Annotated in this window: 15 protein-coding genes, 2 other RNA genes and 1 pseudogene; 13 read left to right on the top strand and 5 right to left on the bottom strand. The window is 67.6% G+C overall.

Translation table 11 applies throughout. From position 1 onward, the window contains the following. Nucleotides 1–64: 64 nt before the first annotated feature. On the bottom strand, nt 65–508 hold the full coding sequence (locus ACD584_RS00090; protein WP_011039231.1) for a MarR family winged helix-turn-helix transcriptional regulator: 444 nt from the start codon (nt 506–508) through the stop codon (nt 65–67). A 133-nt stretch (nt 509–641) separates the two neighbouring features. Here ACD584_RS00090 and folE point away from each other — a divergent pair, with 133 nt between their 5' ends. From folE to ACD584_RS00060, 6 genes are all read left to right on the top strand, one after another. Then, the gene (folE, locus tag ACD584_RS00085) at nt 642–1,244 is read left to right on the top strand and encodes a GTP cyclohydrolase I FolE (protein WP_043922256.1); all 603 of its coding nucleotides are present in this window, start codon (nt 642–644) and stop codon (nt 1,242–1,244) included. Nucleotides 1,245–1,263: 19 nt separating this feature from the next. Beyond that, complete coding sequence (locus tag ACD584_RS00080) at nt 1,264–2,733, top strand: DUF3375 domain-containing protein (protein ID WP_011039229.1); 1,470 nt, start codon at nt 1,264–1,266, stop codon at nt 2,731–2,733. After that, nucleotides 2,720–3,427: a DUF4194 domain-containing protein gene (locus tag ACD584_RS00075; RefSeq protein WP_076037627.1), complete on the top strand. Its 708-nt coding sequence runs from the start codon at nt 2,720–2,722 to the stop codon at nt 3,425–3,427. The genes ACD584_RS00080 and ACD584_RS00075 overlap by 14 nt, the downstream gene beginning before the upstream one ends. 461 nt (nt 3,428–3,888) lie before the next feature. Next, nucleotides 3,889–4,062: a hypothetical protein gene (locus tag ACD584_RS00070; protein ID WP_274340452.1), complete on the top strand. Its 174-nt coding sequence runs from the start codon at nt 3,889–3,891 to the stop codon at nt 4,060–4,062. A gap of 378 nt (nt 4,063–4,440) precedes the next feature. Then, nucleotides 4,441–8,454, top strand: coding sequence for an SbcC/MukB-like Walker B domain-containing protein (locus ACD584_RS00065; protein WP_076037629.1), 4,014 nt, complete (start codon nt 4,441–4,443; stop codon nt 8,452–8,454). A gap of 446 nt (nt 8,455–8,900) precedes the next feature. Beyond that, nucleotides 8,901–10,961: a TonB-dependent siderophore receptor gene (locus tag ACD584_RS00060; RefSeq protein WP_076037630.1), complete on the top strand. Its 2,061-nt coding sequence runs from the start codon at nt 8,901–8,903 to the stop codon at nt 10,959–10,961. 43 nt (nt 10,962–11,004) lie between these two features. Here the strand turns inward: ACD584_RS00060 and ACD584_RS00055 are convergent, their stop codons facing one another. From ACD584_RS00055 to ACD584_RS00045, 3 genes and pseudogenes are all read right to left on the bottom strand, one after another. After that, nucleotides 11,005–11,778, bottom strand: coding sequence for a TSUP family transporter (locus tag ACD584_RS00055; RefSeq protein WP_181921315.1), 774 nt, complete (start codon nt 11,776–11,778; stop codon nt 11,005–11,007). Between the two features lie 306 nt (nt 11,779–12,084). Continuing rightward, nucleotides 12,085–12,159, bottom strand: a non-coding RNA gene (locus ACD584_RS00050) — sX9 sRNA. A 95-nt stretch (nt 12,160–12,254) separates the two neighbouring features. Next, nucleotides 12,255–12,444, bottom strand: a pseudogene (locus tag ACD584_RS00045) (hypothetical protein); the annotation flags it as partial. 380 nt (nt 12,445–12,824) lie between these two features. Here ACD584_RS00045 and ACD584_RS00040 point away from each other — a divergent pair. The 7 genes from ACD584_RS00040 to ACD584_RS00010 all read left to right on the top strand — a co-directional run bounded on the left by ACD584_RS00040 (nt 12,825) and on the right by ACD584_RS00010 (nt 20,368). Then, entirely contained in the window at nt 12,825–13,214 is a 390-nt protein-coding gene (locus tag ACD584_RS00040) for a YchJ family protein (RefSeq protein WP_076037632.1), read from the top strand. Nucleotides 13,215–13,454: 240 nt separating this feature from the next. Further along, a complete protein-coding gene (locus ACD584_RS00035) occupies nt 13,455–13,664 on the top strand; it encodes a hypothetical protein (RefSeq protein WP_076037633.1) in 210 nt (69 codons plus the stop codon). Between the two features lie 186 nt (nt 13,665–13,850). Continuing rightward, complete coding sequence (locus tag ACD584_RS00030; RefSeq protein ID WP_076037634.1) at nt 13,851–16,010, top strand: lytic murein transglycosylase; 2,160 nt, start codon at nt 13,851–13,853, stop codon at nt 16,008–16,010. A gap of 380 nt (nt 16,011–16,390) precedes the next feature. After that, a complete protein-coding gene (locus tag ACD584_RS00025; RefSeq protein ID WP_070693975.1) occupies nt 16,391–17,653 on the top strand; it encodes a TCR/Tet family MFS transporter in 1,263 nt (420 codons plus the stop codon). Between the two features lie 95 nt (nt 17,654–17,748). Further along, on the top strand, nt 17,749–18,342 hold the full coding sequence (locus ACD584_RS00020; protein ID WP_076037635.1) for a biliverdin-producing heme oxygenase: 594 nt from the start codon (nt 17,749–17,751) through the stop codon (nt 18,340–18,342). Beyond that, on the top strand, nt 18,339–20,243 hold the full coding sequence (bphP, locus tag ACD584_RS00015) for a bacteriophytochrome BphP (protein ID WP_076037636.1): 1,905 nt from the start codon (nt 18,339–18,341) through the stop codon (nt 20,241–20,243). The genes ACD584_RS00020 and bphP overlap by 4 nt, the downstream gene beginning before the upstream one ends. A 55-nt stretch (nt 20,244–20,298) precedes the next feature. After that, nucleotides 20,299–20,368, top strand: a non-coding RNA gene (locus ACD584_RS00010) — sX9 sRNA. Between the two features lie 172 nt (nt 20,369–20,540). Here ACD584_RS00010 and ACD584_RS00005 read toward each other — a convergent pair. Beyond that, complete coding sequence (locus tag ACD584_RS00005) at nt 20,541–21,725, bottom strand: benzoate/H(+) symporter BenE family transporter (RefSeq protein ID WP_076037988.1); 1,185 nt, start codon at nt 21,723–21,725, stop codon at nt 20,541–20,543. Nucleotides 21,726–22,194 lie beyond the last annotated feature (469 nt).

Genomic DNA, 22,194 nt, shown 5'->3' with positions numbered 1-22,194 from the left:
AAGGGGAACAACGACGCCCGGCGCGGCCAGGCCACGCGGCAACCACGGCGGGTCGTCGGCACAACTAGGGCAGGCGCGCGTTCGCCTCGGCGATCAGGCCCCACAGCTTCAACACCACCTCCACCTCGGCATCGCTGAGCGCGCCGAACACCTCGGCCCGCAGCGCCACCAGGCGCGCCTCGATCTGCCCGACCAACGCCTGGCCGGCCTCGGTCAGCCACAACTGGTTGGCACGGCGGTCGCTGCTGTCGGCTTCGCGGCGCACCAGCGCCTGCGCGCACAGCTTGTCCAGCAGCCGCACCAGCGAAGGGCCTTCCATGCCCAGCTGCTGGGCCAGGGCCACCTGGCGGATGCCGCCACCGGAGCGGCCAATCATCAGCAACGGCCCGGTGCAGGCGCTGGACAGGCCGAACTCGCCAAATGCCTGGTCGGCCAGGCGCTGCCATTGGCGGCTGGCAACCAGCAGGCCGGCACTGAGCTGGGCGCGGGGAGGGAGATAGGTGGTCATCACAATAGATAGGATGCTATCAATTCAACAATGAATCAACTGTCAACTAAACCCCCGGCAGGCAGGGCGGGCCACTGCTGGGGCCGCCGCCCCGTCCTCGGGTACCATGCACGCCCCCTTTGGGTGCATGCGCATGAGCCAGTCCGACCAGCCCGATTCATCCGTTACCCAGGCCCAGGCCGAAGAGGCCGTGCGCACCCTGCTGCGCTGGGCCGGTGAGGATCCTGCCCGCGAAGGCCTGCTGGACACCCCGCGCCGGGTGGCCGAAGCCTATGGCGACTGGTTCAGCGGCTACCGCGAAGAACCGCGCGAATACCTGGAACGCACCTTCGAAGAAGTCGCCGGCTACGACGAATTGATCGTGCTGCGCGACATCTCCTATGAAAGCCATTGCGAGCACCACATGGCGCCGATCATCGGCAAGGTGCACGTGGGCTACCTGCCGCGCGGCAAGGTGGTGGGCATCAGCAAGCTGGCCCGCGTGGTGGAAAGCTACGCGCGCCGCTTCCAGGTGCAGGAAAAGATGACCGCACAGATCGCCCAGTGCATCCAGGACGTGCTGCAACCGCGCGGCGTGGGCGTGGTAGTGGAAGGCGCGCACGAATGCATGACCACCCGCGGCATCCACAAGCGCGGCGTCAGCATGGTGACCTCCAAGATGCTCGGCAGCTTCCGCGAGGACGCGCGCACCCGCGCCGAATTCCTGCAGTTCATCGAAGTGGGCGGCAAGCGTTGAGGCAGCTCCGGCGGGCGTCATGAAGCATCAGGCACGGATTGCCGGCTACCGCCACTTGCGCGACCAGCCGGCGTGGAAATTGCTCGCCGCCGATCACGCACCGGAGCTGATCGGCCTGCTGCAGACCCTGTTGATGGACGGCGAACGCCGGCTGCCATCGGCGGTGTTGCATGCGCGCCTGCAGCGCCAGCTGGATGCCTTGCGCGGCGACGAACTCTCCCGCGAGCTGCCGCGCACCGCGCAGGCCTACCTGGCGCACTGGCTGGCGCAGGGCTGGCTGGAACGCCGCCTGCCCGAAGGCGCGGCCGAAGAAGAATACGAACTCTCGCGTGCAGCCACCCAGGCCATCCGTTTCATCGCCGGCCTGCGCGAGAGCGGCAGCAGCGCCACCGAAAGCCGGCTGTCGCTGGTGATCCAGCAGCTGGTGCAACTGGCCGGCCAGACCGAAGCCGACCCGGACGCGCGTCTGGCAGCACTACGCGCAGAGCGTGAGCGCATCGATGCCGAGATCGAGCGGGTGGCCGCCGGCCGCGTCGGTGCGCTGGACGGCAAGCGCGCGCTGGAACGCACGCGCGACCTGATCCATCTGTCCGATGAACTGGCCGAAGATTTCCATCGCGTGCGCGATGACTTCGAACAACTCAACCGGCAATTTCGCGAACGCATCATCGACGACGAAGGCGCGCGCGGCGATGTGCTGGAGCAGTTGTTCAACGGCGTGGACGTGATTGCCGACAGCGAGGCCGGACGCACCTTCGAGGCGTTCTGGAGCCTGCTCAACGACACCCAGCAGAGCAGCCAGCTGGACCAGGCGCTGGACGCACTGCTGGCACGCGGCTTCGCACGCAAGCTCGACCGCCGCGAACGCGCCTTCCTGCGCGGGCTCACCGGTACCTTGCTGGAGCGCGGCGGCGAGGTGCACACGGTGATGCAGCACTTCGCGCGCAGCCTGCGCGGGTTCGTGCAGAGCCGCGGGTATCTGGAACAGCGCCGGCTCAACCAATTGCTCAAGCAGGCACAGGGCGAAGCCTTGCACCTGCGCGAGAGCCTGCACGCCACCACCGCCACCGGCTACACGCAGGCATTGAGCGGCAGCCGCCTGCGCTCGTTGTCGCAGTGGCGCCTGCACGACCCGCGCCTCACCCAGGTCGATGGCCGCGTGTACGCGGCTGACGCGGCAGAGATCTCGCTGGACAGCGTGGGCGATTTGGTCGCGCAATCGGAGATCGACGTGCGCAGCCTGCGCCGCGATCTGCACGCGCTGCTGGGCGAGCGCCCGCGGCTCACCATCGGCGATGCGTTGCAGCAGCGGCCGGCGGTGCAGGGGCTGGGCAGTGTGATCGGCTATCTGTCGCTGGGCACGCGCCACGGCCTGGTGATCGATGGCCACATGGAAACGGTGCAATGGGAAGGCGGCGACGGCACGTTGCGGCGCGCGCGCATTCCCTTGGTGTGGTTTACCCGGGAGAAACGCAATGAACTGGTCTGAGCAGGCAGCGCTGGATGCGCACGACGACGATGACGCCGACGCACACGCCAGCGCGCTGAGGCTGCCGGCCAGCGATGCCGCCAGCGCCGCGCAGGGCGGCGCGTTGTTCCTCGGCGACACCGGCACGCTGCCATTCGATGCGCGCCGCGCGCTGTGCCAGCTGTTGGCCGGCCCCAGCATCGACGCGCAGCGGCACGGCGCCTTGTGGCCGGCCTTGCTGCGCAACGAGCCGGCCGTGCGGCAGGTGCTGTGCGAACTGTTTCTGGAGCTGGTGCTGGACCGCGAAGGCGGAGTGGCGTTCACCCGCCAGGCCGACACCGCCGAGCTGGAATCGCCCACCTTGCTGCGCAGCGCGCCGCTGACCTTCATCGAGTCGGTGCTGCTGCTGTTCCTGCGCCAGCAACTGGCCGAGGCCGATACGCGCGGCGAGCGCGCGGTGGTGGACGAGGCGCAGTTGGTGGAGGCGTTGTCGGTGTACGAAAAGAACGTGTCCACCGACCGGGCCGGGTTTACGCGGCGGGTGATGACGGCCATCGGCAAGATGCGCGAGAACCAGTTGCTGTCGCGGTTGCGCGGCAGCGAGGAGCGTTACGAGGTGTCGCCGGTGTTGAAGTTGTTGTTCTCGGCCGAGGATGTGCAGGCGTTGGTGGTGGCGTATCGGGAGTTGCGCGAGGGGGAGGTTGCTGCGGATTGATGTCGTCTGCGCCTGGGACGGCATCTCCCTTCTCCCATCGGGAGAAGGTGCCCGGAGGGCGGATGAGGGTGCGGTATCAGGGGGGGGGCGTGCTGTGCGGATTTGTTCTGCGCCTGGGCCTGCATCTTCCTTCTCCCTCCGGGAGAAGGTGCCCGTAGGGCGGATGAGGGTACGGCGTCGGGCGATGGTTGGTTTGTCGTGGGTTGTGGGTTTGCTTGAGGTTGGGTGGAGTAGAGCGAAGCAAGGCTTTCACGCCCTTGCGGGCGCGAGTTACTTTCTTTGCTTGTGCAAAGAAAGTAACCAAAGAAACACACCCCGTCCTCGCGCCTTCCGCGCTGCGCGCTCCAGGTGCGCAAGGCCGGCAGAAATTTTTGTAAGGGACATCCGTGTCCCTTACAAAAACGTCGCGCATCCCTGCGCGCCGCCCTGCGGGTTGTATCTGCCGGCCTTGCCGCTGCGGTATGGGGGCCCGGAAAGCAAACTGCGCAAGCAACGGCAACGGCAACGGCAACGGCAACGGCAATGGCAATGGCAATGGCAATGGCAATGGCAACAGCAATGGCAACAGCAATGGCAAGAACAGCAGCAACAGCAGCAACAGCAACAGCAACAGCGGCGAGAAGAAGAACACGTGAGGTTTTGTAAGAAACGCAGTGGCGTTCGCAGCAAGACGTCGATGCAGTCGCAAAGAGCGATGTAGTAACGAAAGACGGTGCAGTGGGCGAGAAGGAGCAGTGGTGGTCGGTTCATGCCAAGCGTGTTGATGGTGCAGGCGTTCGAAGAAAAACCTGCTGCCGCGCGTCTTCTGACCGTCGCCTCAACGGCCCAGGGCACCCGCTCTTGTAGGAGCGACCTTGGTCGCGAAGCCGTCCACGCAACCCATCCGTCGTTCTGCCACGCTCGTCCCGCAACACGCAACACGCAACACGCAACACCGCACCACAAGAAATGCGTCATCGTTCGTATTGGCCTGTCCCTGGTGTCTCTGTCGTTCCGTTTTTGGTGAGTGAGCAATGAATTCCCAGTCCAACCTGTCGCCGGCGTCGCCGGGTGCTTCCTTGTTTGCCGAGACGCTGGCTGAGCAGCGTGCGCAGCAGTTTCGTATGCGGCGTTTGCAGGTACACAACTGGGGCACGTTCAACGGGTTGACCGAGGTGCCGATCGCGGAAAAGGGCTTCCTGTTCGTGGGGCGGTCCGGGTCGGGCAAGTCGACGTTGCTGGATGCGATGTCGGCATTGTTGACGCCGCCCAGCATCGTGGACTTCAACGCAGCCGCGCGCGAGGCCGAGCGCAGTGGGCGCGACCGTAGCCTGGTGTCGTATGTGCGCGGTGCCTGGGCCGATCAGCAGGACAGCGCGTCCGGTGAGATCGCCACGCAGTACCTGCGCAAGGGCGCCACCTGGACGGCGTTGGTGCTGGAGTACCGCAACGCGCAAGGCGAGGCGGTGAGCCTGGTGCGGCTGTTCTGGATCGCCGGCAGCGGCAATGCCGCGGCGGATGTGCGCCGGCATTACATGGTGGTGCCGCGCGCGTTCGATGTGGCCAGCGAACTGGAGGGTTTCGATCTGGATCTGCGCAAGCTCAAGGCGCGGCTGGGCGAGGACGTGGCGCATTTCGACGGGTTCGCCGGCTATGCCGAGCGCTTCCGGCATGCGTTGGGCATCGGCAACGACATGGCACTGCGGCTGCTGCACAAGACCCAGTCAGCGAAGAACCTCGGCGATCTCAACGCCTTCCTGCGTGGCTTCATGCTCGATGAGCCGCGCACCTTCGAAGCGGCAGACCGGCTGGTCGAAGACTTCGCCGAGCTCGATGGTGCGCACCATGCAGTGGTCACCGCGCGACGGCAGGTGGAGACGCTCAGCCCGGCGCGCGAGCACCATGCCGCGCTGATGGCCTTGCGCCGCAGCGTTGGCGATTTGCGTGAATTGCAGCTGGGCGTGGACAGCTACCGCGAGCAACAACGGCTGGCCTTGCTGGAGGCGCGCCTGCAGGAGGTCGACAGCCAGGACCGTGGCCTGGCCGGCGAAGAAGGCCAGCGCCGTGAGTCGTTGGACAACCACGAACAGAAGCTGGCCGGGCTGGAGCGCGAGCAGCGCGCCGCCGGCGGTGAACAGATCGAAGAACTCGAACGCGAGCGCGTGCGGGTGGAGCGCGAGCGCGATGAGCGCCTGCGTCGCCGTGCGCAGATCGAGCAGGCCTGCCGCCAGCTCGGCACCGCCTTGGCGGCCGGTGCCAGTGGGTTCGCCGCCCAGGTGGCGCATGCGCAGGGCGTGCTCGATGGCGGCAAGCAGCATGCCAGCGCACTGGACGAGGCCATCGCCGAGCGCATGGGTGAACGCCGCGACGATGAGCGCCGCTTTGCCGAGATCCGTGCAGAACTGGACGCGCTAAAGAAAGCGCCGTCGAGCATGCCCGCACCGATGCAGGCGCTGCGCGCGCGGCTGTGCGACGACACCGGCATTGCCGAATCCGCGCTGCCCTTTGTCGGTGAGCTGTTGCAGGTGCGCGAGGACCAGGTGGCCTGGCGTGGCGCGATCGAGCGCGTGCTGCACGGCTTTGCGCAGTCGCTGCTGGTGGACGAGCGGCATTACGCGCAGGTCAGCGAATGGGTCAACCGCACCCACATCGGCACGCGGCTGGTGTACTTCCGCGTGCGCCGCAATGACGAGCTGCATTCGCGCCGTGTCGATCCCAACGCACTGCCCGGCAAGCTGCAACTGGGCGAGCATGCCTTCACCGAGTGGCTGCGCAACGAGCTCACCCGTCGCTTCGATTACGCCTGCGTGGACAACGCCGCAGCGCTGCGCAATGCCGACCGCGCCATCACCCGCGAGGGCCAAGTCAAGCATCCCGGCGACCGCTACGAAAAGGACGACCGCCACGCCGTCAACGACCGCAAGCGCTGGCTGCTCGGTCACGACAATCGCGACAAGCTCAAGGTCTTCGAGCGCGAAGCGCAGGCCCTGGCCCAGCGCATTGCCAGTTGCGACGCCGACGTGGCCGCGCTGCGCAAGCAACGCGAGCAGGACCAGGAAAAACAGCTGGCCGCGCACACCCTGGTGGAGCGCGACTGGGACGAGATTGACGTCGGCCCCAAGCTGCAACGCCTGAGCGATATCGACGAACAACTGCAACAGCTGCGCGAAGGTGATAGCGGCCTGCGTGCACTGGGCCAGGCGATCGACACCGCGCGCACGCTGCGCGATCAGGCCAAGCGCACGTATGAAGACGTACGGCTTGAGCGCGCGCAGCTGGCACGCGAGCGCGTGCGGCTGGAACAGCAGCAGGCCGCCTGCGCCGGCCGTGCCGGCACCGCTGCGCTTACACCCACGCAGTTGCAGGGCTTGCAGGAGCGCCTGGCCGCGTTGGCCCCGCTGTCGCTGGACACTCTGGAAGCGCATTTCCGTGTGGTCGAACGTGGGCTGGCCGAGCAACTGGCCGAAAGCCAGGGCCGCGACAGCCGGCTCAGTGCGCAGCTGCTCGAATGCTTCCGCCGGTATTGCCAGCAATGGCCGGAAGACAGCGGCGACTTCACCGTGAGCCTGGCCAGCGCCGACGATTTCCTCGCGCGGCTGGACCGTCTGGAAAGCGATGGCTTGCCGCGTCACGAGCACCGCTTCTTCGACCTGCTGCAGACCCAGAGCAAGAACAATCTACTCGCCTTGCAACGCCACACCGCCGAAGCCCATAAAGGCATCAAGCAGCGCATGGACGAGGTCAACGCCAGCCTGGAGCAGGTGCCGTTCAACCGCGACACCATCCTGACCATCGAGGTGAGCGACCGTCGCCTGGCCGAGGTGCAGGAATTCCAGCAGCAGCTACGCGCCGTGTTGTCGCATCAGCAGACCGAAGATCGCGCGTTGGCCGAAGCGCAGTTCGCCACCTTGCGCACGCTGGTGGCGCGGCTTGGTGCACAGGAGCCGGAGGCGCGGCGCTGGCGCGAGCAGGTGCTGGATGTGCGCCTGCATGTGGAATTCATCGGCGTGGAGCTGGATGCGCAGAGCCGCGCGCAGGTGGAGATCTACCGCAGCTGCGCCGGCAAGTCCGGCGGCCAGCGCCAGAAGCTGGCCACCACCTGCCTGGCGGCCGCGCTGCGGTATCAGCTGGGCGGCGAAGACGGTGAATTGCCGCGCTATTGCGCTGTGGTGCTGGACGAAGCCTTCGACAAGGCCGACAACGAATTCACCGCGCTGGCAATGAACATCTTCGAGAATTTCGGCTTCCAGATGGTGGTGGCCACGCCGCTGAAGTCGGTGATGACGCTGGAGCCCTTCATCGGCGGTGCGTGTTTCGTGGAAATCAGCGGCCGCCACAATTCCGGCGTGTTGTTGATCGAGTACGACGAACAGGCGCAGCGCTTGAAACTGCCAGAGCGCTCGCGTGGGGAAGAAGCGGCGGTGCCGGCCGAACAGGGTGGCGCTGTGGCACCAGGCGAGCGCGCAGAACGTGCTCCGGTGATCGCTGTGGAGTCTGGCGACGCGGCAAGCGTGCACGTAGCGGAGAGCACGGCAGAGTCTGCGCAGGGCGATGCAGCCACGGACGGACACTCGCGCGGCAACACGCGCACACGCGCGGCGGCCACCGCATCGATGGCGGCGCCAGTGCCTGCGCCCGCTGGCAAGCGCAGCACGTCTGCAGCTGCAACATCAGCGACGGCCGCGCCAGCCACGCGCACGGCGGACGCGTCGAACGGACAGCGCAAACAGGCTGTAACCCCTGCCGCGCCGCCGAAGCCAACCAAGCCGGCGAGCACGCGAACTGGGTCCTCCGGCAAGCCCGCTGCCAAGCGCACAACCACCGCGAAAGCCGCGGCCGTGCCGAAGGCCTCCAACGCCACGCCGGCCGTTGCGGCCAAGCGCACGGGCAAGGCGCCGAAACGCGTGAGCAAGCCAGCATCAGCTCAGAAGGTGGCCAAACCGGTATCGAAATCCAAGCCCACGGCCAAGCCCGCGACGGCGGCTTCCGCCACGAGCCGTGCCGCGTCCATGCGCGGCCCTGCTCCCAAGGCGCGCAGCAAACGCTGAGCGCGGCCCCCGCGACCGCGCCACCGGGGGGGTCGCGAGGGCGCGGTGTCTACGCGATGCGGCCGCACGCCTGCAGTCGCGCCGCGTCTGCAACGGCGACAGGGATGGACGCGCGCACGCGGGCGTTGCAGCGTCGCCAATGACGCCCGCTGACTGGATGGCACGCCTGTGTCGCACGTTGTGTGCCGCTCCGGCTTCAAGCGAGAGCCGGCCCACGGATACGCCGCCGCTCCAGGCAGGCCACGCCCGCAGCGACACCTGCAGGCTGTCCTGAAGGCTGCAGACACGCACGCACGTCAGGCCTCACGCGGAAGACCTCAGCGTATCCAACAAGCCAACCGCCACCGCCAGGCCCACCTACATGCCGACACGCGCGGATAAGAATCGTTATCATTGATGGCCGGATGTGTCCGCTCTGCGGCGTATCGCCCCCGCAGAAGAGCCCGATGACCACACTCCCCACGCGTCGCCACCTGTTGTTCGTATCCCTGTTTGCCGCAATGCCGGCCGCCGCGCAGGAGGCCAGCCTGCTCGACGCCATCGTGGTCAGCGAAAAGCGCGCCCTGTATCGGCCCGAAAAAGCCGCCGGCGCCACCCGCACGCAGACACCGGTGGAGCGCATTCCGCAGGCGATCCAGGTGGTGCCGCGTTCTGTGATCGACGAGCAGCAGCTCACCCGTCTGGTCGATGTGGTGGCCAATGTCTCCAACGTGCAGCCCGGCGGCACGCAGGGCAATCGCTCGGAAACCTTCGTGATCCGTGGCTTCGAAGCGTCCTCGTACGCGGTCGACGGCATCCTGCTCAATCCGGCGCAGAACTTCACCGAAACCGTGCGCGATCTGGCCAATGTCGCGCAGGTGGAAGTGCTCAAAGGCCCGGCGGCAGTGCTGTATGGGCGTGGCGAACCGGGCGGGGTGATCAACCTGGTCACGCTGCGGCCGGACGATACGTTCGGCGGCAACGCCTCGGTGCAGGTGGCCGAGCACGGCCTGCGCCGCGTGCAATCCAGCATCACCGGGCCGCTGAGCCCCACGCTGTCGGCGCGCCTGAGCGCGGCGGCGCAGCAGACCGGCAGTTTCCGTGACGCCCAGGCCGATGGCGACCGCGTGTTCGTGTCGCCATCGCTGGCGTGGCGGCCGAATGAGCGCCTGCGCGCGGATCTGGATATCGAATACACCCGCCAGACCAGCCCGGGCGATCGTGGTCTGGTGGCCATCGACGGGGTGGTGCGTGGCCCGGCGCAGCGCAGCTTCGGCGAGCCGTGGTCGCGCAATCACGGCACCTCGCGCACGGCCCGCGGGCGTATCGAAGTCGACGCCACCGATTGGCTCACGCTGCGCCAGATCGTCAATCACCAGGACGGCGACAGCGGCCGCGACGTGGCCGACTTCACTGGCTTCAGTGCCGACCGCGCGTTTCTGCAGCGCCGCGCCGTGCGCCAGGACCAGCAGGTGCGCGCCACCACCTCGCAGACCGAAGCGCTGGCGCGTTTCGACACCGGCCCGTTGCGCCATCAGGTTCTGGCCGGTGCCGAATATGTCGATGCGCATCGCCACACCGACGAGGCCCGTGCGCCGCTGGCGCGCATCAGCGTGCGCGCTCCGGTGCAGGGTGCCTTGCCGGGCACCTATGTGCCAGCACGCGAGATCGCAGTGGATGCGCGCTATGCCGCGCTGTACGTGCAGGACCAGATCAGCCTGGACGAGCGCTGGGATGTGCTGGCCGGCGTGCGCTGGGACGATGTGCAACAGACCACCGTCGACAACGGTGCGCGTACGCGCGAAGACGGCCGGCGCGCCTCGCCGCGCCTTGGCGTGGTGTGGAAGGCCGCACCGCAGTTGTCGCTGTATGCCAATACCTCCACCTCGTTTCGTCCGCGCAGCGCCAGTGTGTTGACCGGCGGCAGCGCGCCGCCGGAAACCGGCCGCCAGTACGAGCTCGGCATGAAGAGTGCGCTGCTCGACAACCGCGTGCTCGCCACCGTCGCCGCGTTCCAGATCACCAAGGACAATGTCGCCACCGCCGACCCGAACAACGATGGCTTCGTGTTGGTCACCGGCCAGCAGCGCGTGCGCGGACTGGAGCTGGATGTCACCGGCGAACTCACCCCGAACTGGCGCCTGATCCTGGGCGCCGGTTATCTGGACGCGCAGGTCACCCGCGACACCGTCATCGCCACCGGCAACCGCCTGCGTGGCGTGCCACGCGTCAGTGCCAGCCTGTGGAGCACCTACCACGTCGCCAGCGGCCCGCTGTACGGGCTGACGCTAGGCGCGGGCGCCGTGCATGTGGGCGAGCGCGAAGGCGATCTCACCAACAGCTACCGCATCCCCGGGTACACGCGCTTCGATGCGTCGGCGGCGTACCGCTTCGGCGGCCGCTACCAACTGGCGCTGCTGCTGCGCAATCTCGGCAACCGCTTCTACATCGAACAACCGGTCACCCAAACCACCAACTACCCCGGCGCGCCCCGCACGCTGTCGGCAACGCTGAGCATGGAATTCTAGGCATCGGATTGGCTCACGGCGTCACGCTGCCGCGGTGTGCGTCTCAGTGCAGCAGGTCCCAGCCCATCTTGCCGATCAACACCACCACCAGCACCAGGAACAACTGCCGGATCAACGGCGTGCCGCCGCGCAATGCCAGCCGCGTGCCGGCCACCGCACCGGCCACGTTGGCCGCCGCCATCGGCACGCCAATCGCCAGCATCACCTGGCCGGTGGGCAGGAAGAACGACAGTGCGGCCAGGTTGGTCGCCAGGTTCACCACCTTGGCCGCAGCCGAGGCGCGCAAAAAATCCAGCCCGAAGAAGCGGATGAACAGGAAGATCAGAAAGCTGCCCGTGCCCGGGCCGAAGAAGCCATCGTAGAAGCCGATTGCCGCGCCCATCGCCAAGGCGGTGACCAACTCGCGGCGGCCGATGGCGCGCGGGCGGTGCAGGGCGCCGAAGTCCTTCTTGATCAGCGTGTAGCCCAGCATCGCGATCAGCAACACCAGAATCAGCGGCCGCACCGCCTGCTTGGGCAGCAGGCTCACCGCCGTCGCACCCAGAAACGAAAACGTAAACGCCGCCGCGGTGGCGTAAAGCACCGGCCGCCACGGAAACCGCACATTGCGCGCATAGCGCCACGCCGATGCACCGGTGCCGAACATCGCGCTGAACTTGTTGGTGCCCAGGATCAGTGACGGCGCCTGCTGCGGCAGCGTGGCAAACAGCCCCGGTAACTGGATCAGCCCGCCGCCGCCCACCGCCGCATCCACCAGCCCGGCCACGAAGGCGATGCACAGCAGCCACGGCAACTCGGTGGGAATCAGTTCCAGCAAGGCGGTGCTCCGCACGACGGGGGCGACAGCATAGCCGCCGCACTGACGGCGCTCCACGCCGAGTTGCTCGCATGCGTGTCGCGATGTTCTCCGCGCGCTGGTCGCGGCATTCACAAGGACAACAACGCCGCTGTTCTGCGTGGCAACAAGGCAAGGCGCGCAGCTGCGTACGCCCGTGCTCGGCGATCTACGCTGGCGACTCCCCGTCGCGGTTCAAAAAGCCGTGCGAGTTTGCCGCGAAGCGATTACGGCGCAGGCCGCTGTCCACCACAAGAATGCGGCGGCGCGCACGCGCGCTGTAAGAGCGGCTAACAAAACGTAGCGAGCAGTCGTCAGGTGGGTGCGGACGGCGCGGAGGAACCGGAATGTACGTGGGTACATGCCGATTCCGAGCACCGGCCGCGTCCGCCTGGCGGCTGCGCAGTCGTTTTGATAGCTGCTCTAAGCCGGCCAAGGCGTACTCGGCACAGGCCTGCGTCTTCATCCCAATGGTCGTCGATGCAGTTCCAGTAGTCGCGGTGTTCGCGCACCAGGGGTGGCCTTGAACTCCTTGGCCGGCTGCGGCTAGCCATCGGCCTTCACGCGAGTGATCTCGAAGCGCGCGTTGCTGTTGGCATCGGCGCCGTCGGTGTCGTTGAACAAGGGGCACACGCCGATCAGGGCTTCGGTGTTGCGCGCCTGCGCAGCTGTGCAGCAAGCGCGGCCCGGATTAAGAAGTAAGCGGTGGTTTTACTGAAGCCCGCCTGCGGGGGAGAGCTAGGCGTGAGAGTAATGCGCGCAGCCTCGCTGATTCCAACGCACAAAGCTGCGGGCCACTGCCGAGAACGCCACTACGCAACTTTGCGCGTACGAAGTGACGAGGACGCGCAAGCAAGGAGCATCACTACGACGTGCATATCAGTGCCCGCTCATGCTCCCGCACACTTCAACTACCAAGTAGAAGCCCGCATCCCGCATCCCGCATCCCCAATTCCCACCCCAATTCCCAATTCCCAATTCCCAATTCCCAATTCCCAATTCCCAACCGCAGCCCGCACAATCCCACCATGTCACCGTCCACAGCCACCGATCCCTGTCCCTGCGGCCGCGCCGCCGGCTACGCCCAGTGCTGCGGCCAGTACCATGCCGGCGCTGCGGCGCCCAATGCGGAAACGCTGATGCGCGCGCGCTACAGCGCTTATGTCCGCCGCAACGTCGATTACCTGCTGGCGAGCTGGCATCCGTCCACGCGGCCGGCCGAGCTGGCGCTGGACGAAGGCGGCCGCACCACCTGGCTGGGCTTGAACGTGCAGCGCGCCATCGCCACCGGCGCAGACACCGCCGAGGTGGTGTTCCTGGCCCGTTACCGCATCGGCGGTGGCAGTGCGGTACGCATGACCGAACACAGCCGGTTCGTGCGTGAGGACGGCCACTGGTATTACCTCGACGCCCGGTAAGGCTGCGCTGACGCACCGACGTCATCGCCCAACGCCGCACCTGCGATCACGGTGCAAGGCCGGCGCGCTACACGGTCCGCCGGGTCGCCGGGCATTCCGCAGTCGCGCTCACGTGCCACGCCAGCCAGCCCCGACCGCCCGACGAACGGCGCCATCCGCCCGGTTTGTCGACGCCACGTTCGCAGCCGATCCCGGAAGCTTGCCGCGCCGGCGGACTGCGCCGCGGGGTGGGACGGGATCATGGCAACCTTCAATCTCTGGCAATGGCTGCTGCTGGCACTGGTGGTGTTCGCGATCGTGCTGCCGACGCTGGTGGCCGCCGCGATGATCTGGTTCGGCCCCCGTCACGACACCCCGCGCCTGCCACGCAGCGTCCGCCGCAGTGGCGACGCCACCGGCGGCAGCCCGGCGCTGTCGCTGCTGTCGGGCATCACCGGCGACGGCAGCTAAACCAGCGCCGCCTCACCATCACGGCGGCGCAACCAGCATCGCTAGCCCAGCACGGCGCCAGACGCCTGCCTGATTCCGGCGCCCCTGCACGCGCCCCGGCCGTCAGGTTGGCTATGCTCCCCGGCTCGACCCGCCGCGCAGGAGCCTTCACCGCATGCCGTTCGTTTTTCTGCCGGCCCTGAGTCCATGACGCCGCTGCGGCGTGCGTTGCCGCTGCTGCTGGGCCTGGCGCCGTTCGCCGCCTGGGCCGACCCCGCGTTCGACCGCTGCCTGGCCGGGCTGCAGACCCAGGCCGCCGCCAAGGGTGTGGATGCCGCCAGCTTCCAGCGCTTCACCGCCGGTCTGGCCGCCGATCCCAGCGTGTTGCCGCTGCTGGACGCGCAACCGGAATTCACCACCCCGATCTGGGACTATCTGGCCAGCCTGGTCGATAGCCAGCGCGTGAGCGATGGCCAGGCCATGTTGGTGACTCACCGCGAGCTGCTCACCCGCCTGTCCGAACAAACCGGCGTGGACCCGGCCACCATCGTGGCGGTGTGGGGCGTGGAGAGCGATTACGGCCGCATCACCGGCAAGCGCCCGTTGCTGGTGTCGCTGGCCACGCTGTCGTGCGCCGGCCGCCGCCAACCGTTCTTCCGCGGCGAATTCCTGGCCCTGCTCGGCTTGTTGCAGCAGGGCGACCTGGCGCCCGAGGGGCTGACCGGCTCCTGGGCCGGCGCGTTCGGGCAGACCCAGTTCATGCCGTCCACCTATGCGCGCATCGCCGTCGACGGCGATGGCGATGGCCGCCGCAACCTGGTCGCCAGCATTCCCGACGCGCTGGCCTCCACCGCCAACTATCTGGTCAAGGCCGGCTGGGAACGCGCCCGCCCCTGGGGCATGGAAGTGCGCCTGCCGGCCGGCTTCGACGCCAACAAGGCCGGCCGCACCCGCCGCCAACCGCTGCAGGCCTGGCAGGCTGCCGGCCTGCTCGGCACCGATGGCAAGCCGCTCGCCCCGACCGGGCTGCCGGCCGAGACCGCCGCCGCCCTGTTGCTGCCGGCCGGCCCCACCGGCCCCGCGTTCCTGGTGTTCCGCAACTATGACGCGATCTACGCCTACAACGCGGCCGAAAGCTACGCGCTCTCGATCGCCCTGCTGGCCGATCGCCTGCGCGGTGGCCCCGGCCTGGCCGCCGCCTGGCCCACCGACGACCCCGGCCTGGGCCGGCCCGAACGCCGGCAACTGCAGCAACTGCTGCTGGCGCGCGGCCACCAGATCGGCGAAGCCGATGGCATGGTCGGCACCGCCACCCGCCGCGCCATCCAGGTCGAGCAGACCCGCCTGGGCCTGCAGCCGGCCGATGGCCGTGCCGGCCAACGCATCCTCACCGCCTTGCGCACCGCCCCGCCGGTGACCGGCGCCGCCGTTCGTGGCACCGCGTTCACGCTGCCTGCCGCCTATCCCACATTCGTCCAATCTCCCATTGTCCAGAAGGCATCCCCCATGTCCGACGTCACCGGCCTGCGCACAGGCGACTTCCACGGTTTTCCCTCGCTGCTGATCGATACCCCGTATTCCACCGCGGCCATCAGCCTGTTCGGCGGCCAACTGCTGTCGTTCGTGCCCAAGGGCGGGCAGGACGTGATGTGGCTGTCGCCCACCGCCAAGCAGCCGCCCACGCCCATCCGCGGCGGCGCGCCGGTGTGCTGGCCGTATTTCGGTCGCCAGGATCAGACCGGCGACGTGCCGGCGCACGGCTTCGTCCGCACGGTGCCGTGGCAGCTCACCGAGAGCCGCCGCGAAGACGACGGCACTTTAGTGCTCACGCTGACGCCGCCGACCTTCGATGACCTGGCGCTACGCCTGCACATGACCCTGCGCATCGGCCGCACGCTAGAACAACACCTGGTCACCGAAAACGTCAGCAAGGCGCCGGTGCGCTTCACCCAGGCCCTGCACAACTATTTCCGCGTCGGCGACGCGCTCAAGGTGAGCGTGCAGGGCCTGGAAGGGCTGGACTATCTCGACAAGTACGAGAACTACGCCACCGCGCACCGCCAGCAGGGCGACTGGAGCCTGCGCGATCCGCGCGACCCCGGCCGCAGCGACCGCATCTACACCAACGCCGGCGGCCATTACACCCTCACCGACCCGGTGCTGGGCCGCCGCATCGACATCCGCACCGAAGGCAGCCGCTCGCTGGTGGCCTGGAACCCGGGCGAAGACGCCGCCAGCAAGATGGCCGACGTGGGCACCGGCTGGCGCGACTACGTCTGCCTGGAAGCAGCCAACGCCGGCCCGGACGTCATCGAACTCGCCCCCGGCGCCAGCCACACGCTGACCCAGACCATCAGCGTCGAGTAAGCGCAAGAATTGCCCCAGGCTCGCCCAGCGCCCGCGCCGCTTCCAAGACAGGAAAGAAGCAGCAACGACTCCCTTCTCCCATCGGGAGAAGGTGCCCTAGGGGCGAATGAGGGGACGTGCGAAGCCTGGTGAAGTTTGAGTGGACCTGCGGCTTCGCCCCGTACCCTCACCCCAACCCCTCTCCCGGCGGGAGAGGGGTTCTAACTCCATCACGCTGACCTTGCGCCAGACACAGGCCAAACGCTTCCCTTTCCCCAGCGGGAAAAGGTGCACCGCAGGGGCGGATGAGGGGACGGGGCGTATCAGGCGGCAGCCCATCCACATAACCCCACTATCCACTCCACCGCTACACTCGCCGCTTCGCCCCTGCGTGCCGCGCGATGTCCATCTCTCCTGATTCCGCATCCGCTCCCGCCCCGGGCCGGCGCCGCGCCGCACTGATCTTCATCTTCATCACCGTGCTGATCGACGTGCTGTCCTTCGGCGTCATCATCCCGGTGCTGCCCGATCTGGTCAGGCAATTCACCGGCGGCGACTACGAGGCCGCAGCCGGCTGGATCGGCTGGTTCGGGTTTCTGTTCGCCGCCATCCAGTTCGTGTGCTCGCCGCTGCAGGGCACCTTGTCCGACCGCTACGGCCGCCGCCCGGTGATCCTGCTGTCGTGCCTGGGGCTGGGCCTGGATTTCATCCTGATGGCACTCGCCCACACGCTGCCGATGCTGCTGCTGGCGCGGGTGATTTCAGGCGTGTGCTCGGCCAGCTTTTCCACCGCCAATGCCTACATCGCCGATGTCACCCCGGCCGACAAGCGCGCCGGCGCGTTCGGCATGCTCGGCGCCGCATTCGGCATTGGCTTTGTCGCCGGCCCGTTGATCGGCGGCTGGCTGGGCAGCATCGGCCTGCGCTGGCCGTTCTGGTTCGCCGCCGGTCTGGCGCTGTTGAACGTGCTGTACGGCTGGTTCGTGTTGCCCGAGTCGCTGCCGCCGGAGCGCCGCACCGCGCGGCTGGACTGGTCGCATGCCAACCCGTTCGGTGCGTTGAAGCTGCTGCGCCGCTACCCGCAGGTGTTCGGCCTGGCCTCGGTGGTGTTCCTGGCCAACCTGGCCCATTACGTCTACCCCAGCATCTTCGTGCTGTTTGCCAGCTACCAGTACCACTGGGGCCCGCGCGAGGTGAGCTGGGTGCTGGCCGGTGTCGGGGTGTGCAGCATCATCGTCAACGCCGTGCTGGTCGGCCGCATCGTGCGCTGGCTGGGTGAGCGGCGCGCGCTGTTGCTCGGCCTGGGCTGCGGCGTGATCGGCTTTGTGATCTACGGCCTGGCCGACAGCGGCCGCACCTTTCTGCTGGGCGTGCCGATCAGTGCCTTCTGGGCGGTGGCCGCCCCGGCTGCGCAAGCCTTGATTACCCGCGAAGTCGGTGCCGACGCCCAGGGCCGCGTGCAGGGCGCGCTCACCAGCCTGGTCAGCCTGGGCGGCATCGCCGGCCCGCTGTTGTTCGCCAATGTCTTCGCCTGGTTCATCGGCAGCGGCGCGCCGCTGCACCTGCCCGGCGCCCCCTGGTTGCTGGCCGGCCTGCTGCTGGCCGCGGGCTGGTTCATGGCCTGGAAGCGGGCAGGGCGCAGCCCGGCACTGGCGCAGGGCTGAAACCAACCGGTTCATCCACCGGACGCGCCCGCTTTTTGCCTGGCTCGCATGCCCTGCTAGGCTGAGCAGCTTGGCTTTTGACTGTCTTCCTACGCATGCGTTCTGACACCCCGGTTGCCCCGCTTTCGGCTGCGCTCGCGCTGCGGCATGCCACGCAGGAGGCGCACACCCGGGTTGAGGCGGTGCCGCTGATGCAGGCGCTGGGGCAGGGCCACATCGATGCCGATACCTACGCGCAGGTGCTGCGCCGGCATCACCGGCTGCTGGCCGGCTTCGAAGAACAGCTGAGCGACTGGCTGGTGACCCTGGTGGGCAGCGGCTGGCAGTACCGCCGCCGGGTGCCGGCGTTGCGGGAGGATCTGCGCGTGCTCGGCCAACCCGTCGATGCCGCCGTGCCGCCGCCACCGGCCAGCAGCGAGGCGGCGCGCTGGGGCATGCTGTATGTCATCGAAGGCTCTCAGCTGGGCGGCCGGGTGATCGCACGCATGCTGCGCAAACATCAGCCGGGCCTGGCGCATGCATTGCAGTACTTCGAACTGGCCGACGAAGACCCGGCCGGCTGGCGGCGCTTTCAGGCGGTGCTCGAGCAACGCCTGCAGAGCGCAGCGGCGCGTGCCGAGGCCATCGCCGGCGCGCAGGCCATGTTTGCCCATTTCCACACCTGCCTGGCAGCGGAGGCACGTCCTTGAGCACTGCAACCAACCCGTTGGACCTGGACGTCTGCGCGCGCGAACCCATCCATATTCCCGGGCTGATCCAGCCTTACGGCGTGCTGCTGGTGATCGACCCCGCCGACGGCCGCATCGTGCAGGCCAGCACCACCGCCGCCGATCTGCTCGGCGTGCCGATGGCCGCGCTGCTTGGCATGCCATACACCCAGGTGCTGACGCTGCCCGAAGCACAGCCGTTCGCCGTCGATGACCAGCCACAGCACCTGATGCATGCCGAGGTGCGGTTCCCGCAACGCGCCATGCCGCCAGACAGTGCATGGGTCGCGGCCTGCCATCTGTATCCGCAGCAGTGGCTGGTGGAGATGGAGCCGCGCGATGCGCGCCTGCTCGATGTCACCCTGCGCGAGGCGATGCCGCTGCTGCGCAGTGTCGAACGCGATCCCGGCATCGCCGAGGCCGCGGTGCGCGTGGCCAAGGGCCTGCGTAGCCTGATCGGCTTCGACCGCGTGATGATCTACCGCTTCGATGAGGAGTGGAACGGCGACATCATCGCCGAGGCGCGCAAGCCGGAGCTGGAGGCCTATCTCGGCCTGCATTACCCCGCCAGCGATATCCCGGCGCAGGCGCGCGCGCTGTACCTGCGCAACCGGGTCCGCCAGATCGCCGATGTCGGCTACCAGCCGTCGCCGATCCAGCCCACCGTGCACCCGCAGTTGGGCACGCCGGTGGATTTGAGCGATGTGAGCCTGCGCAGCGTTTCGCCGGTGCACCTGGAGTACCTGGCCAACATGGGCGTCACCGCCACGCTGGTCGCCTCCATCGTAGTCAACGATGCGCTGTGGGGGCTGATCTCCTGCCATCACTACAGCCCGCATTTCACCAACCACGCCATGCGCGATGTCACCGATGCGGTGGCGCGCACCCTGGCCGGGCGGATCGGCGCGCTGCAGGCGGTGGCCCGTGCGCGCCTGGAATCGGTGCTGCTCACCGTGCGCGAAAAACTCATCACCGACTTCAACGATGCCGAGCACATGACCGTCGAGCTGCTCGACGACATGGCCCCGGACCTGATGGATGTGGTGGACGCCGACGGTGTGGCGATCTTCCACGGCAACGACATCAGCCGCCACGGCACCACCCCGGACGTGGCGGCGCTGCGGCGCATCCGCGATCACATCGAATCCGAACACCACGAGGCCCTGCGCGAAGACGCGGTCGGCGCGCTGCATGTGGACGCCATCGGCGAGGTCTTCCCCGAGCTCGCCGATCTGGCGCCATTGGCGGCCGGCTTCATCTTCGTGCCGCTGATGCCGCAATCGCGCAGCGCCCTGCTATGGACCCGCCGCGAGCAGATCCAGCAGATCAAATGGGCCGGCAATCCGCAGCTGGCCAAGCTGGAAGACATCCCCAACTCGCGCTTGTCGCCACGCAAGAGTTTCGACCTGTGGCAGCAAACGGTGCGCGGCCGTGCGCGGCGCTGGTCGCCGCTGCATCTGGAATCGGCCCGCAGCCTGCGCGTGCTGATCGAACTGATGGAGCGCAAGCGCTTCCAGCAGGACTTCACCCTGCTGGAAGCCTCGCTCTCACGCCTGCGCGATGGCGTGGCCATCATCGAGCGCGGCACGGCCAATGCCGCACACCGCCTACTGTTCGTCAACACCGCCTTTGCCGATGTCTGCGGCAGCGACGTCGCCGAGCTCATCGGGCGTGACCTGCAGACGCTGTACGCCAGCGATGCACCACGCGCCAACGTGGAACTGTTGCGGGATGCGCTGCGCAACGGCCGGGCCGCCTACGTCACCTTGCCGTTGCAAGTGAGCGACGGCGCACCGGTCTATCGCCAGTTCCACCTTGAACCTCTCCCCAGCCCCAGCGGGGTGACCGCGCACTGGTTGTTGCAGCTGCGCGATCCGGAATAAAAGCAGCGATCAAAACGACTGCGCAGCCACCATGCGGGCGCGGCCGGTGCTCGGGATCGGCATGACTCCGGTTCCTCCGCGCTGTCCGCACCCACCTGACGGCTGCTCGCTACGTGTTGTTAGCCGCTCTAAGCCATCGCGCGCAGTGCGCGGGCGTACCCCGAGGCGACGCGCTGTCGAATGAGCGCGCACTCTTCGCGGCGTCAAGCATGGCGGCTTGATGCCGCAGGACCGCCGCCGGCCATATGCGGTGGCGGCAGCGACCTGAGGCACAGGCGCATCGTCCATGGCGCCGTATCAGTGCTGCGGTCGGCGCGGCCGCAAGGCGATCAAGGTGATCGCACCGGCCAGCAAGCCCCAGAACGAGGCCCCGATCCCGCCCAACGTGAGTCCGGAGGCGGTCACCAGGAAGGTGATCAGCGCCGCCTCGCGCTCCGGCTCCTCGCGCAACGCCGCCGCCAGGCTGTTGCCGATCGTGCCCAGCAGCGCAATGCCGGCGATCGCCATCACCAGTTCGCGCGGGAAGGCCGCAAACACCGCCGCCACCGTCGCCCCGAACAGGCCGATCACGATGTAGAACACCCCTGCGGCCACCGCGGCGGGATAACGGCGTGCCGGATCTTCGTGTGCCTCGCGGCCCATGCAGATCGCCGCGGTGATCGCCGCCAGGTTCAAGGCGTAGCCACCGAACGGCGCCAGGACGGTATTGACCACACCGATCCACCCAATCGTCGGCGAGATCGGCACCGTATAGCCGGAGGCCCGCATCACCGCCACGCCGGGCACGTTCTGCGAAGCCATCGTCACCACAAATAGTGGAATCGCCAGCCCGAACAGGGCCGACCACGAGAGGTCAGGCACCATCAGCACCGGCCGGGCCAGTTCCAGCCGCACCGTGTTCCAGTGCATCAGCCCGCCACCGGCGGCAATCGCGATCCCAACCAACAAGGTCGCGATGACCGCATAGCGCGCAAACCAGCGCCGCCCGATCAGATAAGTCGCCAGCATCGACAACGCCATGGCTGCCTGGCTCTGCATCGCCACGAACAGGTCCAACCCGAAGCGCAGCAGCACCCCAGCCAGCATGCCCGACGCCAGCGAGAGCGGAATCCGCCGGATCGCCCGTTCGAACAATCCGGTGAACCCGGCGATCGCACCCAGCACGGCGGCCACCACGAATGCACCGATCGCCTCCCGCAGCGGCACCCCGGCCGCAGTGCCAATCAACATTGCCGCACCAGGCGTGGACCACGCCGTGACCACTGGCACCCGGTACCGCAGCGACAGGCCGATGCAGGTCACGCCCATCCCAATGCCCAGCGCCCACATCCATGAAGCAATCTCGGCCTGATCGGCCCCCAGATGCCGGGCCGCTTCGAACACGATCACCGCCGAGCTGGCGAAGCCCACTAATACAGTGACGAACCCTGCCGCGATGGCAGGCAGGGACAGATCGCGGAACAGGCTGCGTGCGGAGGACATCGTCATCCTTGCGGGAGGGCAGTGCATTCTTACCGAGCACGTCGGCGTCTTGCATCTCTCTAGAGGGTGCATCTCTCTCTCTATGGCGCGCACTCCCAGGAACAATGTTGCACGGCAGAAGGGCGCTGCCAGTTACCTGCCCAGCTGCAGTCACCAGTTCGTACAGCGCGTGGCAACACGCTATCGACGGCCATGCGGCCTATCAGATAAAGAGGGCGTCAAAAAATGCTTGCACTTCTGCGCAGGCTCGATAAACTGCGCGACCTCGCTCAGGACGGCGGCGCTTCTCGAAGCACCGCAGCAACGAACGGGGCGAATCGGAGACACCACAAGGTGTTGACGAAACGGAAAAGCCGGCTATGATGGGCGGCTCGCTACACGGAAAGACGCTACGGCGGATTGATGTGCAGCGGCGGCAACGTCCTCTTCACGAGGGGTTGACGAGGATGAAAAGCCTGCTAATATGGCC

The organism is Xanthomonas sp. NCPPB 2922 (assembly GCF_041520885.1).
In the GTDB taxonomy this organism is placed as follows: domain Bacteria; phylum Pseudomonadota; class Gammaproteobacteria; order Xanthomonadales; family Xanthomonadaceae; genus Xanthomonas; species Xanthomonas campestris.
This window is presented reverse-complemented; position numbering and strand designations above follow the sequence as displayed.

Excerpts from the sequence above, each read along its gene's own strand:
- ACD584_RS00090 (WP_011039231.1), bottom strand. The coding sequence starts at position 508 with ATGACCACCTATCTCCCTCCCCGCGCCCAGCTCAGTGCCGGCCTGCTG.
- ACD584_RS00065 (WP_076037629.1), top strand. The coding sequence starts at position 4,441 with ATGAATTCCCAGTCCAACCTGTCGCCGGCGTCGCCGGGTGCTTCCTTG.
- ACD584_RS00070 (WP_274340452.1), top strand. The coding sequence starts at position 3,889 with ATGGGGGCCCGGAAAGCAAACTGCGCAAGCAACGGCAACGGCAACGGC.
- ACD584_RS00020 (WP_076037635.1), top strand. The coding sequence starts at position 17,749 with ATGCGTTCTGACACCCCGGTTGCCCCGCTTTCGGCTGCGCTCGCGCTG.
- ACD584_RS00040 (WP_076037632.1), top strand. The coding sequence starts at position 12,825 with ATGTCACCGTCCACAGCCACCGATCCCTGTCCCTGCGGCCGCGCCGCC.
- ACD584_RS00080 (WP_011039229.1), top strand. The coding sequence starts at position 1,264 with ATGAAGCATCAGGCACGGATTGCCGGCTACCGCCACTTGCGCGACCAG.
- ACD584_RS00060 (WP_076037630.1), top strand. The coding sequence starts at position 8,901 with ATGACCACACTCCCCACGCGTCGCCACCTGTTGTTCGTATCCCTGTTT.
- folE (WP_043922256.1), top strand. The coding sequence starts at position 642 with ATGAGCCAGTCCGACCAGCCCGATTCATCCGTTACCCAGGCCCAGGCC.
- ACD584_RS00005 (WP_076037988.1), bottom strand. The coding sequence starts at position 21,725 with ATGTCCTCCGCACGCAGCCTGTTCCGCGATCTGTCCCTGCCTGCCATC.
- ACD584_RS00025 (WP_070693975.1), top strand. The coding sequence starts at position 16,391 with ATGTCCATCTCTCCTGATTCCGCATCCGCTCCCGCCCCGGGCCGGCGC.
- ACD584_RS00075 (WP_076037627.1), top strand. The coding sequence starts at position 2,720 with ATGAACTGGTCTGAGCAGGCAGCGCTGGATGCGCACGACGACGATGAC.
- ACD584_RS00035 (WP_076037633.1), top strand. The coding sequence starts at position 13,455 with ATGGCAACCTTCAATCTCTGGCAATGGCTGCTGCTGGCACTGGTGGTG.
- ACD584_RS00030 (WP_076037634.1), top strand. The coding sequence starts at position 13,851 with ATGACGCCGCTGCGGCGTGCGTTGCCGCTGCTGCTGGGCCTGGCGCCG.